Genomic DNA, 14,201 nt, shown 5'->3' on the forward strand with positions numbered 1-14,201 from the left:
GCATTACCCTAAAAAAGACCAGCACCTTTATTAGGTTATCATACCCCACGGGTGATGGACACAATGATCCCCAGCCCCTAATAGCCTGTTGCCCGTGCATCCACAACCCATTGGCACGGCACCCGGGTGACCCCGGTACGGAAAGTTCCCTGGGGGTCAAGTTCCAGCCAGCGGAAGCCAGGAAAGGCGGTATCCAAGGTAAATGCCTGGGCTTGGGGGGCAAATTGAATACAGGTGGACGGGCTACTCAAATAGGTCACCCCCCGCCGTTGCCACCGGCGTTCCTGATGGACGTGTCCACACAGTACCAGTTTGACCTGGGGATGGGCATCGCAAATGTGCCAAAACTGCTCCGGGTTCGTCAACCGGCTGTCATCCAACCAGGGGGAACCCACCGGGAATAGGGGATGGTGCAGGGCGATCAGGGTCGGTTCCGAGGACTGGTGCAACGCCTCTTCCAGGTATGCCAGTTCCCCTGCCGTCAGGGTGCCGCCCACTGCCCCTGGTACTGGGGAATGGAGCAGGATAAACCGCCAGCCCCCCTGGACAAATGTTTTTTCCGGGCGCAACCCCCCCGCCGTTAATTGCTGGGTTAGGGGTGCCATGTGGTCGTGATTGCCCCCGATCCAGTAAATCGGGCAGGTCAAGGGGCGCAGTAAATCCACCAAGTTTTGGTAGGAGGCGGGGGTTTCATCCTGGGATAAATCCCCCGTCAAGAGCAGTACATCCGGTTGAAAAAACTGTACGTGCTCCAAAACTTTGACTAAGGTTACCCACGTCGGGCACCCCAGCAACACCTGATGCGGGTCGGCAAACAGGTGGGTATCGGTGATCTGGACGACCCGCAGGGGTTGGTACACGACCTAAACGTTAGTCATCGTAAACCCGGCATTCGACGGCATCCGGGTTGGCATCACAGTATTGCTCCAGGGAGCTTTTGGGTTTTGCCATTTCCCTTTGGTGGGCGGCTTCCGCTTGCAGTTCCTCCACCGTGTCCCAAGCCACGGCACATTCGGGGTCAGCCTCTCCCTTTTGGTCGCAGATGGCACGGGCGACCTCCCGTTCGGCTTGGATTTGGGCGTGTATATCGCTCATAAAATTACCAATCTCACTAGAGTACCAATTACATCTGTATCCCAGATACGTCCGTAATACTGTTTTCATTGTACTTTTTTTCAGAATTCCCCGTCAGTTGTTGGGCAAGAACGGTTAATTGTTGCAAACCGATGCGTGCCCCCTGAATTAACGCCAGTGCCGCTTGGGGTTGCTTCAACATCGCCCAAGCCAAGGGTAGGGGGTGCAATGCCCCGGTCGCCTCATCCACTGCCGCCCCCAGATCGGGCAAAACCTGGTGCATCCCATCGCTGACCACCCGCACCATGCCCAACCGGGGGAGGTATGCCAACAGGGGGTAGCCCTCCATTTCCACCACCGCCGTGTCGAAGGTTTGCCCCAAGGTTTGCTTTTCCTGGGGCTGGGTGACGATCTGGGGCACGGTCACGCCCCGCACCACCGGCAACCCCAACCGCTGGGTCAACCATTGGGTCATTTCCGGGTCGTAGGGACGGGTCGCCCCGCTCACCGCATCGGTACAACTCTGGCAAATGACCCCATCGCCCACCCGCCATTTAGGTTGCGATCCCCCAGCCAAACCCAAAAGTACGGCACCTTTGCCCGCTAATTCCCCCTGATGTACCGCCCACCATTGGGGCAACCCCCGACCGCCCAAGGGCATCGCCAGCACCCGCCAAGCCGGGTCAGCCCCTCGCCGCACCGCCCGATATTCCGCCCCTTGGGGTGCCAACAGGGTCAGGCGGGGGAGACTTGGGTTTGTTTCTGGGGCAACCATTGCAGCACCCGCAGGAGGGTTTGAGACAGGCGCGGGAGTAGCCGGGGTTGGAGCAATGCCGGGTCAAAGGCGCGCATCCGGTAGGCATTTTCCGCCACGCAGGTCGCCAAAAAGCTCCGCAGGGTCAAATCCGGGGCAAACACCAACGCCCCCGCCGCCGTAAAGCCACTCCCCGTGGTCGCCGCCCCCTGAAAGGAACCCACCAGATGGCTCAGGGCTTTGCCGTAGTTCCACAGGGTATTTACCGCCCGGTAGGGAGCCACCCCCCAACCCCGACGACTTTGTTCGTAAGCCAGCCAATTCACAAAAAACACGATATGGCGGGCTTCTTCCTCAATAATCGGGTCAAACAAAGTAAACAGCACCTCCGGAAAAAACCCCGACCGCTGGGCAATGCGGAAAAACCCGAAGGCAAAAAACGAATCCAAACATTCGCTAAACCCAAAATCCACAAACGCCTGGCGCAAGTTCCGGGGCGGGGTATAGTCCGGGTCAAGGTTCACGGGAATCTCATACCGTTGCACCAAACAAGTCAGCAACCGCCCATGTCGGGCTTCCTCCTCCCCTTGCAGTGCCACCGCTTGGCGGATCAGGGGGTCGTCAATTTCCTCAGCAAACGCCCGTGCCATGATCCCCGCCCGTTTTTCCGTCGCCAACGCCTCCTGCCAAAAGGGAATCCCCCGCAAAAAATCCAGGGTTTTCCCGTCCAACTCCGGCCAAGGGAAGGTGTCCGGGTCATAGTTTTGATGCGTTTCTAATAAACTGCGACAGAACAAATCCCGATGGGCAGGACTTCCCAAGCGCATGGCGTTCCCTCCCGGCACACAACAAGACCGTTCCCACCTTACCAAATCCCACCGGTGAAAGAAACTCCCCCAGAGCCTCTGCCGGGTGTGGTAAAGTCGTACCGATGTCAGGGGATAGGCCCATGTCCGTGATTCAACACCTGCAACAGCAACTGCGCCGGGGCGAAACCACCAGTGTGGCGTTGGTGGAGCAGTACCTGGAACGGATTCGCCAGCGGGAACCCCAGGTGCGGGGCTATCTCACGGTGACGGCAGAACAGGCGCTCGCCCAAGCCCAAGCCCTGGATGCCCGGCGTGCCCAGGGGGAAGACCTGGGATGGTTGATGGGAATTCCCATTGCCCTGAAGGATAATCTTTGCACCCAAGGCATTCCCACCACCTGTGCCTCCCGAATCCTAGAGAATTATCAGCCTCCCTACAATGCTACGGTGGTCGAGCGGTTGACCCAAGCGGGGGCGGTGGTGCTGGGCAAAACCAACCTGGATGAATTTGCGATGGGCAGTTCCACCGAACATTCCGCCTACCAAATCACCACCAATCCCTGGGATACGAGCCGGGTGCCGGGGGGTTCCTCCGGGGGGTCGGGGGCGGTGGTGGCGGCGCAGGAATGTGTGGCGGCTTTGGGGTCGGACACGGGCGGCTCGATTCGGCTCCCGGCTTCCTTTTGCGGGGTGGTGGGGTTGAAACCTACCTATGGGCGGGTGTCCCGCTACGGTTTGGTCGCCTATGCCTCGTCCCTCGACCAGATTGGCCCTTTGGGAACCACGGTGGCAGATGTGGCGATTATGTTAGGCAGAATTGCAGGGCATGACCCCAAAGACAGCACCAGCATTGATACGCCCGTACCGGATTATTTAGAAGCGTTGGGGCACCTACCGGCGACCCAACCCTTGGCGGGGCTGAATTTGGGGGTGATCCAGGAAACCTTGGGGGAGGGCTTGGACCCGGAGGTGGCACAGGCGTTTGACCAGGCGGTACAGCAATTGGAACAACTGGGTGCCAAAGTGATTCCCATCTCCTGTCCCACCTTTGCCACGGGCTTGGCGGCGTATTACATCCTGGCACCGGCGGAGGCTTCGGCGAATCTGGCTCGGTACGACGGGGTGCGCTACGGACTGCGGGTGGCGGCGGATGATCTGATAACCATGTACGGCAGAACCCGGGGGCAGGGCTTTGGTCGGGAGGTGAAACGGCGCATCATGCTGGGCACCTACACGCTTTCCCAGGGGTACTACGATGCCTACTACCTGCAAGCCCAGAAGGTACGGACGTTGATCCGGCGGGATTTTGACCAGGCGTTTACCCAGGTGCAGGCGTTGTTGTCTCCCACAGCCCCCGTGCCCGCCTTTGCCATCGGTAGCAAGGACAACGACCCTTTGAGTATGTATCTCACGGACTTGATGACCATTCCCGTGAATTTGGCGGGTCTGCCTGCCCTGAGTGTGCCCTGCGGGTTCACCGCCACCGGTTTGCCTATCGGGTTACAGGTGATTGGCTCGGTGTTGCAGGAGTCGTTAATTTTGCAAATTGCCCATGCCTACGAACAAAGTACCCCCTGGCATGAGCAGGTGCCCCCCTTGGTACGGGATGGACATGGATAAGGGTTGGTCGCTGGCGTTGGTGGGCGGCGTGGTGGGGGGGCTGGTCGCCCTGGGGGTGGCGGGTTTACTCCTGTGGCAGGGACGGCAAACCCCGGTGGAGCAAAGGGCAAACGTAAATACACCGGCATCACCTCAGGTAACTCGGCAACCCGCTGGGGCTGGGGGGGCACGGGTGGCGACCCCAACGGCGGTGAATCCCAACCAAGAGCAGGAAGCTATTGCCCTGATCAAAAGTTTGTACCAAGCCCTCTCGGAAAAAGATTGGAATCAAGCCCGACTCGCCTACACACCGGCGATGCAAAACCAATTTGACCCCGCTTTTTTCGCCCAATTTGTGCGGGTAACGGTGCAGGATTTGCGGGTGAGCCAAAGTAGTTCCGGGCAGTGGCAATTGGTAGGAAAAAACACCTATTTCTATCCCAACGGGGACACCCAGGAAGAGGAACGCAGTTACACTGTTATTTGGCAAAATGGGCAACCGTTGATCAGTGATTCCCAATTTTTGCGGGTCACAAAACCCCGTTAAATATAGCCATCCAACTCGATTAACGAACAGAAATTTTCCAGAACCAAGTACGGGGGCGGTACCCCTGCGACCCATTTTTAGAAATGCCCTTAATTCATTCATTTCCCGATCAAGGTAACCTACGCATTGAATATCTCAATGACTCCTCAGTACCCAATTACTCAAGGGCACCTCTATGTTATTGGCATGACCATCAGGTTATCGCCCTGGAATACCCATACTCTACAAGTACTATCAAGAGCCAAAATTGGGTGCCGTGTCCCTGCGACCCCGATTCTCAACGCTAAAGTCAGTTAGGATTACTATCATAAAGTCCCCCAGTCAACAGATTTTTCCCCAGGAGCCAGAAATGCGTACCATCTGGATTGTCCGTCATATGCACCGGCAAGATACGGGCAACCCCCACTGGCGCACCCAGGCGACCTACCCGGACGACCCCGACCTGTCCCCCCAAGGGCACGCCCAAGCCCAACGGTTGGGGCAATTTTTTGCCGATCACCCCCTCGACCACATCTTTTCTTCCCCCTTTTTGCGGGCGATCAGCACCGCCTGGCCCGTCGCCCAACGACAGCAATTACCCATCAAACTCGAAGACGGCCTGGGAGAATTTCTCAACATTGAAGCCTTTCCCACTCCCCCGCAACGCCACGACCGCACCACCATCGCCCAGCGCTTTCCCCTGATTGACCCGGACTACCAATCCCGTTTGACCCCAACATTTCCTGAAGAGGATTTAGCGGCCATCGCCCGAGCGAGCCAAGTGGCGGCCCAATTGGTTCAGGAATTTCCAGGCAATCTATTGATGGTTGGACATGGGGCTTCTGTGTGGGGGGCAACCTGGGGTATCTTACCCGACCACCCGGAAATTCAGTGTGACCTGGGAGCAATCATTGAAATCCGCCAAACCCCGACCGGCTGGGAGTTACTGCGTGCCGGGGATACAAGTTATCTCAGAAATTAGGAAAAAATTAAAATTAACAAAAGAGTACCTCTATCAATTCAAAATTAGCGGTCGCAGCGCCCTTGGTTCTGGGTACTATGGGTATTCCCACGATGCGATTTTTAGTTGGTTCAAACTAACAGAGGTTCCCCAAAAAGTACCTCTATCAATTCAAAATTAGCGGTCGCAGCGCCCTTGGTTCTGGGTACTATGGGTATTCCCACGATGCGATTTTTAGTTGGTTCAAATCAATAAAAGTGCCCCAAAAACCAGGCGGTAAACACCGGATTAAGTGGAGAATGTCGGCACAAAACAAATAGGGGCAGTGCATCCACCACCCCTCAAATGAATGTTCATAAAGTCTCGGCAAAAGCTAGCTCAGGGCACTGGGACCGTGGTCGTAGTCAATCCGAAACGTGGGTTGCACTTTCCCCTGGATATGGCCGAAATAGCCATGCAGTTGGCTAATGCCCGCTTCCGCCGCCGCCCGACCCAACATCGCTTGTTGCCGATTCCGAATCTGGGCTGTCCGTTGCATCATCAGTAACCGGGCTTGTTGTTGCGTGTCCATGATCTCAACCCTCCTTATGACTTGGTGTGGTAGCCGCCAACCCAGGTATGCTGGGCAAACAATCTAACCTTTCTGTATCTAATGATACAGATTTTTTTGGGCGATTGTCTATAGGTTGCTTCAAAAACTGTCACAAATTGCCGATCGGGGCGGGCAGTGACGGGTTTCCCCACTCCAAGCGGCGGTCTGGGAGGGATAAGGTGGAAGAAAGGACGCTTAACACGGGTTATTAGCTATGAGTTTTTTTGAGTCGGAGATTGTCCAGTCTGAAGCCAAGCAAATTTTTAGCGACTATCAGAACCTGATCCAACTGGGGAGCCGCTACGGCAAGTTTGACCGGGAGGGAAAGCGGCTGTACATCGAACAGATGGAAACCCTGCTGGAGCGGTACCGGATATTTATGAAGCGGGTGGAGTTGTCGGAGGATTTTGTCGCCCAGATGACGATGAAGCAGTTGGAGACCTTTCTGGGGCAATTTGGTCTCACCCCCCATCAGATGTTTGACCAAATGGAGCAAACCCTGGAGCGGATGAAGCGAGAGCTTGAGTCATAGGGTCATCATTGGGGTGATGGGACCGGGGGAGGGTGCCGACCCGGAAACCTGCGCTATTGCCTACGATTTGGGGGCACAGATTGCCCAGGCGGGTTGGGTTGTTTTAACCGGCGGGCGCAATGTGGGGGTGATGCGTTCTGCAACCCTGGGGGCAAAACAGGCGGGCGGCTTGACAGTAGGTATATTGCCGGAGGACACGGCGGTGGGGACAGTGCCGGAACTGGATGTGGTGATTCCCACCGGGTTGGGGCAGGCTCGCAATGTGGTCAATGTCCTCGCCAGTCAGGTGGTGGTTGGCTGTGGTTGGGGCGCAGGGACAACGGCGGAGTTGGCGCTGGCGGTGAAATTTCACAAGCCGGTGATTGTGATCCAGATGCCCCCGGTGGCTGAGGACTTTTTCCGGCAGTTATCCCCCCAAGTGCGGGTGGCACACACGGTTACGGAGGCGATGGCGTATATTCGTGATGCTCTCAAAAGTTAGGTAAGATGACAGCGATCCCCATACCTGGGACTTTACCCTCTCTGTAGGAATCACAATTGCGAGGAAATCATTGGATACATGACAAAATCAAGGGTCGTAGGGTACTGCCCCGCCCTGGTTTTGGGAGCCTGGCTATCCCTAAGCAGATGCTCGTCAATCCTCACTGAGTTTAGAAGTAGGGGTCGCAGGGGCACTGTTCCCGTACTTGGTTTTGTAGAATTTCTGTTGGCTCATCGGGTAGGATTGCTATAGGTAAGAAAGTTAGGTCAAAAATTCACCTGTTTCGCAAACACGATAAAATAGGATGACATAAAAAAACACGATCAGGCGTAACCGATGACTCAAGTCCCTCAACCCAGCAAAACCCCCCAATTGGATGAGCCAAAATTGGGTTTTAATCTCTACAGCGAACGCCTCAACGGACGAGCCGCTATGGTGGGCTTTGTGGTGGCAATTGTCATTGAATTGGTCACCGGCAAAGGGGTACTGACCTGGTTGGGCTTGATCCATTAGGCTAAGATTGAGAGACACTCTTTATCCTGGGCGTGTCCATGTCCCTCTCCCGGCGCATCCGTTCCTACTACAGTCGTTACCCGGTGGTCAGCGTGGTGGTCACGGCGGGGGTGATTGATATGGTCATTGGCGGTACAACCCCGGCTTGGTCGCTGTTTTGGCTGGGATTCATTGCCGCCACGGGTACCCTGGGCTGGCGGTGGTTGGCTTCCCGGCGGGACATTCCCCCGATGCCCGAACCGCCCCGGCGTTATTTGACCAGTGAATCCAGCGCCAGTTCCCTGCCCATGTTGCGGATAGACCGTCGCCAAAACCCATGACCGAAGTTCAGCCCATCGTGGCGGAAATCCAGCAGGCGGTACAAAAACGGCGGAATTTTGCCATCATCTCCCACCCGGATGCGGGGAAAACCACCCTCACGGAAAAACTCCTGCTCTACGGGGGGGCGATTCAAGAGGCAGGGGCAGTGCGGGCACGCCGGAACCAACGCCATGCCACCTCGGATTGGATGGAATTGGAAAAACAACGGGGGATTTCGATTACCTCGACCGTATTACTATTTGAGTATGATGGCTTTACAATCAATTTACTCGATACACCGGGTCACCAGGATTTTAGCGAGGATACCTATCGCACCCTGGCGGCGGCGGACAATGCGGTGATGTTGATTGATGTGGCGAAGGGGTTGGAACCCCAGACCCGCAAGTTGTTTGAGGTGTGCCGTCTGCGGCGGTTGCCGATTTTTACGTTTGTGAATAAGTTAGACCGTCCGGGGCGACCAGCTCTGGAACTTTTGGATGAAATTGAGCAGGAATTGGGGTTAACGCCCTGTGCGATCAATTGGCCGATTGGCATGGGGGATCAATTTCAGGGGGTTTATGACCGGCAGGCGCATCAAATTCATCTGTTTCAGCGGGGGGAACGGGGGCGAAAATCCGCAGGCGAATTAGTGATTGACCAGGGCGATCCCCAGGTGGAACAATACCTGGATCAATATCTTTATCATCAACTTAAGGATGATTTGGAATTGCTGGATGGGGTAGCACCCGCTTTTGATATTTCTGCCTTACAGCGGGGGGAAATGACCCCGGTTTTTTTTGGCAGTGCCATGACCAATTTTGGGGTGGAATTATTCCTGCGTTATTTCCTCAAATTTGCCGCTCCACCGGGGGGGCATACCAGCACCCAAGGGGTGATTCCGCCCGATTACCCGGAGTTCAGTGGATTTGTCTTTAAGTTGCAGGCGAATATGGACCCCAAACATCGGGATCGGGTGGCGTTTATTCGGGTGTGTTCGGGGAAATTTGTCAAAGATATGACGGTACAGCATCCCAGGACGGGGAAAACCATCCGTTTAAGCCGCCCCCAAAAACTGTTTGCCCAGGAGCGGGAATCCCTAGAGGTTGCCTATCCGGGGGATGTGATTGGGTTAAATAATCCGGGGGTGTTTGCCATTGGGGATACGGTTTCCACCGGGGGTAAATTTCGGTTTCCGGGGATTCCTAGCTTTTCACCCGAGCTATTTGCCTACCTAAAAAATCCCAATCCCGCTAAGTCGAAATCTTTTCAAAAAGGGGTGACAGAATTAACGGAAGAAGGGGCGGTACAAATTCTTTATTCTACGGATGAAAGTCGCCGTGACCCGATTGTTGCCGCCGTGGGACAATTGCAGTTTGAAGTGGTGCAATTTCGCCTGCAAAACGAGTATGGGGTGGAAACGATTTTGGAACCATTGCCTTACAGTTTGGCTCGCTGGGTGGTGGGGGGTTGGTCAGCGTTGGAACGGGTGGGACGATTGTTTAATACGGTGGTGGTCAAAGATGGGCAGGAGCGTCCGGTTTTATTATTCAAAAATACGTGGAATTTGCAACAGGTGCAGGAAGACCATCCCGATTTGGAACTGAGTCCCGTATCGCCTTTGGATTAGTTTATTTTTAGGGCATTTCTAAACATGGGTCGCAGGGGTGTAGCCCCCGTCTGTGGTTCTCAATAATATCTCAATAATATGGGTATCTCAGCGAAATAATTTTCCAACGGTGACAATAAATAGAGGTGCCCTGAAATGAATCCCTGGTTTTCCAGGTCAATTTAGGCTACACTCTCACCCAGTACTGTGTTCCAGGGGATGACCATGCCGATTGTGGCGACTGTGCCGGTGTCAGCCGATCCGACGGCGGTTTTGATCGCTGTCCTGTTGAGTTTGGCGGTCATTTACCTGGCGAGTCGGTTGGGGGGGGGACTTTGCGCCCGGTTTGATTTGCCGCCGGTGTTGGGGGAATTGTTGGCGGGTGCGGTGGTGGGAGTTTCCATTTTGCATCTGCTGGTGTTTCCTGAAGGAGGGGCGACGGCGCAGGATTCCCTACTCATGCAGGCAGTACAGCCTTTTTTGCACCTGTCCCCGGCGGTGTGGGAGGCCACCTTTGATGCCGAGGGGGAAGTGGTGTCGGTGCTGTCCGAGTTGGGGGTGATTATTCTCCTATTTGAGATTGGTTTGGAATCGAATCTCCAGGAACTCCTGCGGGTGGGGGCGCAGGCGGCGATTGTGGCGGTGATCGGGGTGACGGTGCCCTTTGTGGCGGGAACCCTGGGGTTGATTTATCTATTCCATGTGCCGACGATTGCGGCTATTTTTGCGGGGGCGGCTCTGACGGCGACCAGTATTGGCATCACGGCGAAGGTATTGGCGGAACTGCAACAGTTAAGTTCCTCGGAAGGGCAGGTGATCCTGGGGGCGGCGGTTTTGGATGACATTTTGGGGATTATTATCCTGGCGGTGGTGGCGAGTTTGGTGAAAACCGGGGAAGTGGAACTCAGCCGGGTGGGGTATTTGATTGTGGGTGCCGCCGTTTTTTTGGTGGGTTCGGTGCTGGTGGGGCGATTGCTCAGCCCTTGGTTTGTGGCGCTGGTGAATAATCTGAAAACCCGGGGCAGTTTGCTGATTTTGTCCCTCATCCTCATGCTGATCCTGGCGGTGATTGGGGCGGCGATCCAGTTGGAGGCGATTTTGGGGGCGTTTACGGCGGGGTTGATTCTTTCGGAAACGGATAAACAGCAGGAATTGGAAGAACAGGTGATCCCGTTGGCGGATTTTTTTGTGCCAATTTTCTTTGTTTGTGTTGGGGCAAAAACGGATTTCAGTGTGTTCAACCCGGCGATCCCGGCGAATCGGGAGGGGCTGGTGCTGGCGGGGTTTTTGGTGGCGGTGGCGATTGTCGGTAAGGTGGCGAGTGGGTTGGGGGTGGGTTGGGGCGGTGAAAAGCTCAACCGGTTGGCGGTCGGGGTGGGGATGATCCCCCGGGGGGAAGTGGGGCTGGTGTTTGCGGCGGCAGGTTCCAGCAGTGGTGCCCTGAGTGAAGCCCTGGATGCGGGGATTGTGGTAATGGTGATTTTAACCACCTTCCTGGCACCCCCCCTCCTGCGGTTTGTGTTTCCCAGCCGCAGTGCCACCCCTGTCGCAACCCCGGAACCCCATGTTTAACGCCACCGAGTCCCACCGTTCCGAGTACGACCGCCTGAAACTCTGGTTGGTGCGGGTGACGCTTCTGTTGAGTTGGGGCACGTTTGCCCTCTGTTGGTGGGTGTACGGACTGAATGTGGCGGTGAGCTACCTGTTGGGGGCGATGGTCGGGCTGATTTACCTGCGGTTGTTGGCACGCAGTGTGGGGAATTTGGGTGTGGCTGGACGCACTCCCTTTGTTTCTTCCCGGCTGTTGTTGGTGGTGGCGTTATTTATCCTGGTGGTGCGCTGGCCGAGCTTGCAACTCCTGCCCGCCATCCTGGGTTTTTTGACCTACAAGCTAACCATTTTGCTGTACACCATCCAGACGACCCTAGGGGGGGGACAACAGCAGAGTGGGGGAAGTCCCATTCAGCACCAACCCCCGCAACCAGCGGCTGATCAACCGCTCACTCCAGCGGCGGGCAACGTACTGGGCGAATTGGCCCGTCTCCGGGCGGAACACCATCTGGGAGACGAGGGGTAAAAACCGGCGGGGTTCAAATCCCGGCACGCCCTGCAAAATCCCCCACAGGGAACGCAAATGCTCCCAACTAGCGGGTACGGTGGCGGTGGGGTGATGCCCATTGGGCAGGAATTGTTGCCAAACATTTTGTCCCCATTGGTCTAACCCCAAGACTAATTCTTCCGCCAATTTTTCCCGGATAAAACTGCCCCGCTCGGAAAAGAGAAAATCCCCCACCTGCACCATCACTTTTTCCAGGTCAAAATCCTCACTCTGGGCGGCATTTTTGATCAGATTTTCCAGGCGATTCCAGCGGAAGGTGCCGTCTTTGAAAAGTAAATCCTTGAGGGATTGACGCAATTCCGGGGCCGGGTCGGTGAGCAATCGTTTGGCCACGTAGGGATAGGCTAAATTTAATACCTTAAACTGGGGGTCAATGGTAATCGCAATCCCCTCCAAAGTCACCAAGGAACGAATGATTAACGCATAGTAAGCAGGCACTTGAAAAGGATATTCATACATCATTTTCGAGAGCTTGTCGGTGATATTTTTAATATTCAATTGGGATACACTGGCGGACAAGGCTCCCGCTGGCCCTAAAATTTCCGTAAATACCTGATTCAAGGCGGGTTTAATCGGAGTTAAATCCGTGTCCGGGGTGAGAAATCCCAACTCCACATAGTCCTGCGCCAGGGCTTCGTAATCCCGGTTGACCATGTGAACAATAGCGGTAATTAACCCGTACCTCTGCTGGGGATTGACATAGCTCATCATGCCAAAATCCAGATAGGCTAACTGGCCGCTGGGCATGGCTAACAGATTGCCCGGGTGGGGGTCAGCGTGGAAAAACCCGTGTTCTAACAACTGCCGGAGCGAACATTGCACCCCAATGCCGACCATCTGTTTGGTATCCAAACCCGCCTGCGCCATTTTCTCCACATCCGTCAGTTTGATCCCCGTGATCCACTCCATCGTCAGCACCCGGCGCCCGGTGAAATTCCAGTAGATTTTCGGGATATAAATATCAGGAATGTGCCCGTACAATTGGGCAAACTTTTCGGCGTTTAACCCCTCCTGGGTGTAGTCCATTTCCTCGTACAACCGGGTGGCAAATTCATCCAAAATGGCCACCAAATCACTGCGAATCCGCTTGAACCGCCCTTTTACCCAAGCCATCAAATGCCGCAGGATATAGATGTCTAAACTAATTTGCTCCACCAACCCGGGGCGTTGCACCTTCACCGCCACCCATTCCCCGCTGTGCAGTTGTCCCTTATAGACCTGCCCCAGGGACGCCGCCGCCACCGGCTGGGGGGACAATTCCGCAAAAATCTGTGCCGGGGGTCGCCCCAATTCCTCCTCGATAAACTGGTAGGCTACCGCATTCGGGAAAGCGGGCAGTTGGTCCTGCAAAAGCGTTAATTCCTCCAGATAGGTCGGTGGCACCAAATCGGGACGGGTGGACAGGGCTTGCCCAATTTTGATCGCCGCTGGCCCCAAATCCGTGAGCAGTTGGCGAAATTCCCGGGCCCGGCGGGCTTCATTCACCGCCAAACGCCCCGTCAATCGGTCGGTGACCAACCCCAGCACAAACAGCACCAGGGGCCAAAGAATTGCCAGGGCACGCCGCCACACCCGCCCTGACTGGACATCATACATCCGGGCAATCGCCTGAGGGTCGTACTGTCCCGCCCCGACCACCGTCCCCGGTAACCATGCAGTTTCCATCCCTTACTCCCGAATTTGTAACGGATTGTAACAATCATAGCCTGTGGCAAGCCAGAATCGGCGGGATTGCCTTCTAACGGTACAATAAAACCCGTTACCCCGAAGCAGGTGCTATGATTTCCAGCAACGATTTTCGACCCGGTGTCACCATTGAACTCGACGGCAGTATCTGGCGGGTGGTGGAGTTTTTACACGTCAAACCCGGGAAGGGGTCAGCCTTTGTGCGTACCAAACTCAAAAATGTGCAAACGGGAGCGTCCCTCGAACGTACCTTCCGGGCGGGGGAAATGGTGCCCCAGGCGATTTTGGAAAAACGCACCATGCAACACACCTACAAAGAGGGTGACCAGTACATTTTCATGGATATGGAAACCTACGAAGAACGCCGGTGTTCGCCAAAGGAAGTGGGGGACCGGGCGAAATATTTGAAAGAAGAAATGGAAGTCAGCATCGTCACCTGGAATGACCAAATCCTGGAAATTGAACTGCCCAATACGGTGGTGTTGACCGTCATTGAAACTGACCCCGGCGTGCGGGGGGATACGGCGACCGGCGGCACCAAACCCGCCATCCTGGAAACCGGTGCCCAAATTCAAGTCCCCCTATTCATCAACACCGGCGAACGCATCCGGGTGGATACCCGCACCGATAGCTATTTGGGACGGGAATAG

16 protein-coding genes are annotated in these 14,201 nt (G+C 55.5%); 10 read left to right on the plus strand and 6 right to left on the minus strand.

From position 1 onward, the window contains the following. Positions 1-77 precede the first annotated feature (77 nt). From cpdA to MLD66_RS07145, 4 genes are read right to left on the minus strand one after another with little or no spacing between them, the layout of a single operon-like run. Positions 78-860, minus strand: coding sequence for a 3',5'-cyclic-AMP phosphodiesterase (gene cpdA, locus MLD66_RS07130; RefSeq protein ID WP_247216415.1), 783 nt, complete (start codon positions 858-860; stop codon positions 78-80). 10 nt (positions 861-870) lie between these two features. Then, positions 871-1,095, minus strand: a complete 225-nt coding sequence (locus MLD66_RS07135; RefSeq protein ID WP_247216417.1) for a Calvin cycle protein CP12 — start codon at positions 1,093-1,095, stop codon at positions 871-873. Positions 1,096-1,123: 28 nt separating this feature from the next. Then, positions 1,124-1,849, minus strand: a complete 726-nt coding sequence (locus MLD66_RS07140; protein WP_247216419.1) for a hypothetical protein — start codon at positions 1,847-1,849, stop codon at positions 1,124-1,126. Next, on the minus strand, positions 1,810-2,655 hold the full coding sequence (locus tag MLD66_RS07145; protein WP_247216421.1) for a ferritin-like domain-containing protein: 846 nt from the start codon (positions 2,653-2,655) through the stop codon (positions 1,810-1,812). The genes MLD66_RS07140 and MLD66_RS07145 overlap by 40 nt, the downstream gene beginning before the upstream one ends. A 122-nt stretch (positions 2,656-2,777) precedes the next feature. On the opposite strand from MLD66_RS07145, the gene gatA reads away from it, so the two are divergent. The 3 genes from gatA to MLD66_RS07160 all read left to right on the plus strand — a co-directional run bounded on the left by gatA (position 2,778) and on the right by MLD66_RS07160 (position 5,743). Next, entirely contained in the window at positions 2,778-4,256 is a 1,479-nt protein-coding gene (gatA, locus tag MLD66_RS07150) for an Asp-tRNA(Asn)/Glu-tRNA(Gln) amidotransferase subunit GatA (RefSeq protein WP_247216422.1), read from the plus strand. Further along, positions 4,249-4,782 carry a hypothetical protein gene (locus tag MLD66_RS07155; protein ID WP_247216425.1) on the plus strand — a complete coding sequence of 178 codons (534 nt, stop codon included), beginning with the start codon at positions 4,249-4,251 and terminating at the stop codon, positions 4,780-4,782. Before gatA ends, MLD66_RS07155 begins: the two co-directional genes overlap by 8 nt. Positions 4,783-5,131: 349 nt before the next feature. Next, positions 5,132-5,743, plus strand: a complete 612-nt coding sequence (locus MLD66_RS07160) for a histidine phosphatase family protein (RefSeq protein ID WP_247216427.1) — start codon at positions 5,132-5,134, stop codon at positions 5,741-5,743. A 352-nt stretch (positions 5,744-6,095) separates the two neighbouring features. Here the strand turns inward: MLD66_RS07160 and MLD66_RS07165 are convergent, their stop codons facing one another. Next, positions 6,096-6,293, minus strand: coding sequence for a hypothetical protein (locus MLD66_RS07165; protein ID WP_247216429.1), 198 nt, complete (start codon positions 6,291-6,293; stop codon positions 6,096-6,098). Positions 6,294-6,528: 235 nt separating this feature from the next. On the opposite strand from MLD66_RS07165, the gene MLD66_RS07170 reads away from it, so the two are divergent. The 6 genes from MLD66_RS07170 (at position 6,529) to MLD66_RS07195 (ending at position 11,318) form a co-directional block, all read left to right on the plus strand. Further along, the gene (locus MLD66_RS07170; protein WP_247216431.1) at positions 6,529-6,846 is read left to right on the plus strand and encodes a DUF1825 family protein; all 318 of its coding nucleotides are present in this window, start codon (positions 6,529-6,531) and stop codon (positions 6,844-6,846) included. 13 nt (positions 6,847-6,859) lie between these two features. Continuing rightward, positions 6,860-7,327 (plus strand): hypothetical protein, encoded by a 468-nt coding sequence (locus tag MLD66_RS07175; protein WP_348644350.1) that lies wholly within the window; start codon positions 6,860-6,862, stop codon positions 7,325-7,327. 336 nt (positions 7,328-7,663) lie between these two features. Further along, positions 7,664-7,840 carry a chlorophyll a/b-binding protein gene (locus MLD66_RS07180; protein ID WP_247216435.1) on the plus strand — a complete coding sequence of 59 codons (177 nt, stop codon included), beginning with the start codon at positions 7,664-7,666 and terminating at the stop codon, positions 7,838-7,840. A 38-nt stretch (positions 7,841-7,878) separates the two neighbouring features. Beyond that, a complete protein-coding gene (locus MLD66_RS07185) occupies positions 7,879-8,160 on the plus strand; it encodes a hypothetical protein (RefSeq protein WP_247216437.1) in 282 nt (93 codons plus the stop codon). Next, positions 8,157-9,767, plus strand: a complete 1,611-nt coding sequence (gene prfC / locus MLD66_RS07190; RefSeq protein WP_247216439.1) for a peptide chain release factor 3 — start codon at positions 8,157-8,159, stop codon at positions 9,765-9,767. Before MLD66_RS07185 ends, prfC begins: the two co-directional genes overlap by 4 nt. A gap of 198 nt (positions 9,768-9,965) precedes the next feature. Then, positions 9,966-11,318 (plus strand): cation:proton antiporter, encoded by a 1,353-nt coding sequence (locus MLD66_RS07195; protein WP_247216441.1) that lies wholly within the window; start codon positions 9,966-9,968, stop codon positions 11,316-11,318. Between the two features lie 352 nt (positions 11,319-11,670). Here MLD66_RS07195 and MLD66_RS07200 read toward each other — a convergent pair whose 3' ends face one another. After that, entirely contained in the window at positions 11,671-13,461 is a 1,791-nt protein-coding gene (locus tag MLD66_RS07200; RefSeq protein WP_247219014.1) for an AarF/ABC1/UbiB kinase family protein, read from the minus strand. A 182-nt stretch (positions 13,462-13,643) separates the two neighbouring features. Here MLD66_RS07200 and efp point away from each other — a divergent pair, with 182 nt between their 5' ends. Further along, positions 13,644-14,201 carry an elongation factor P gene (gene efp / locus MLD66_RS07205; protein ID WP_247216443.1) on the plus strand — a complete coding sequence of 186 codons (558 nt, stop codon included), beginning with the start codon at positions 13,644-13,646 and terminating at the stop codon, positions 14,199-14,201.

This window comes from Synechococcus sp. C9, from assembly GCF_022984075.1.
Taxonomy (GTDB): domain Bacteria; phylum Cyanobacteriota; class Cyanobacteriia; order Gloeomargaritales; family Gloeomargaritaceae; genus Gloeomargarita.

Coding starts and splice junctions, on each gene's coding strand:
- MLD66_RS07195 (WP_247216441.1), top strand. CDS start 9,966: ATGACCATGCCGATTGTGGCGACTGTGCCGGTGTCAGCCGATCCGACG.
- MLD66_RS07140 (WP_247216419.1), bottom strand. CDS start 1,849: ATGGTTGCCCCAGAAACAAACCCAAGTCTCCCCCGCCTGACCCTGTTG.
- prfC (WP_247216439.1), top strand. CDS start 8,157: ATGACCGAAGTTCAGCCCATCGTGGCGGAAATCCAGCAGGCGGTACAA.
- MLD66_RS07180 (WP_247216435.1), top strand. CDS start 7,664: ATGACTCAAGTCCCTCAACCCAGCAAAACCCCCCAATTGGATGAGCCA.
- MLD66_RS07165 (WP_247216429.1), bottom strand. CDS start 6,293: ATGGACACGCAACAACAAGCCCGGTTACTGATGATGCAACGGACAGCC.
- MLD66_RS07145 (WP_247216421.1), bottom strand. CDS start 2,655: ATGCGCTTGGGAAGTCCTGCCCATCGGGATTTGTTCTGTCGCAGTTTA.
- MLD66_RS07185 (WP_247216437.1), top strand. CDS start 7,879: ATGTCCCTCTCCCGGCGCATCCGTTCCTACTACAGTCGTTACCCGGTG.
- MLD66_RS07155 (WP_247216425.1), top strand. CDS start 4,249: ATGGATAAGGGTTGGTCGCTGGCGTTGGTGGGCGGCGTGGTGGGGGGG.
- MLD66_RS07170 (WP_247216431.1), top strand. CDS start 6,529: ATGAGTTTTTTTGAGTCGGAGATTGTCCAGTCTGAAGCCAAGCAAATT.
- MLD66_RS07160 (WP_247216427.1), top strand. CDS start 5,132: ATGCGTACCATCTGGATTGTCCGTCATATGCACCGGCAAGATACGGGC.
- gatA (WP_247216422.1), top strand. CDS start 2,778: ATGTCCGTGATTCAACACCTGCAACAGCAACTGCGCCGGGGCGAAACC.
- MLD66_RS07200 (WP_247219014.1), bottom strand. CDS start 13,461: ATGTATGATGTCCAGTCAGGGCGGGTGTGGCGGCGTGCCCTGGCAATT.
- MLD66_RS07135 (WP_247216417.1), bottom strand. CDS start 1,095: ATGAGCGATATACACGCCCAAATCCAAGCCGAACGGGAGGTCGCCCGT.
- efp (WP_247216443.1), top strand. CDS start 13,644: ATGATTTCCAGCAACGATTTTCGACCCGGTGTCACCATTGAACTCGAC.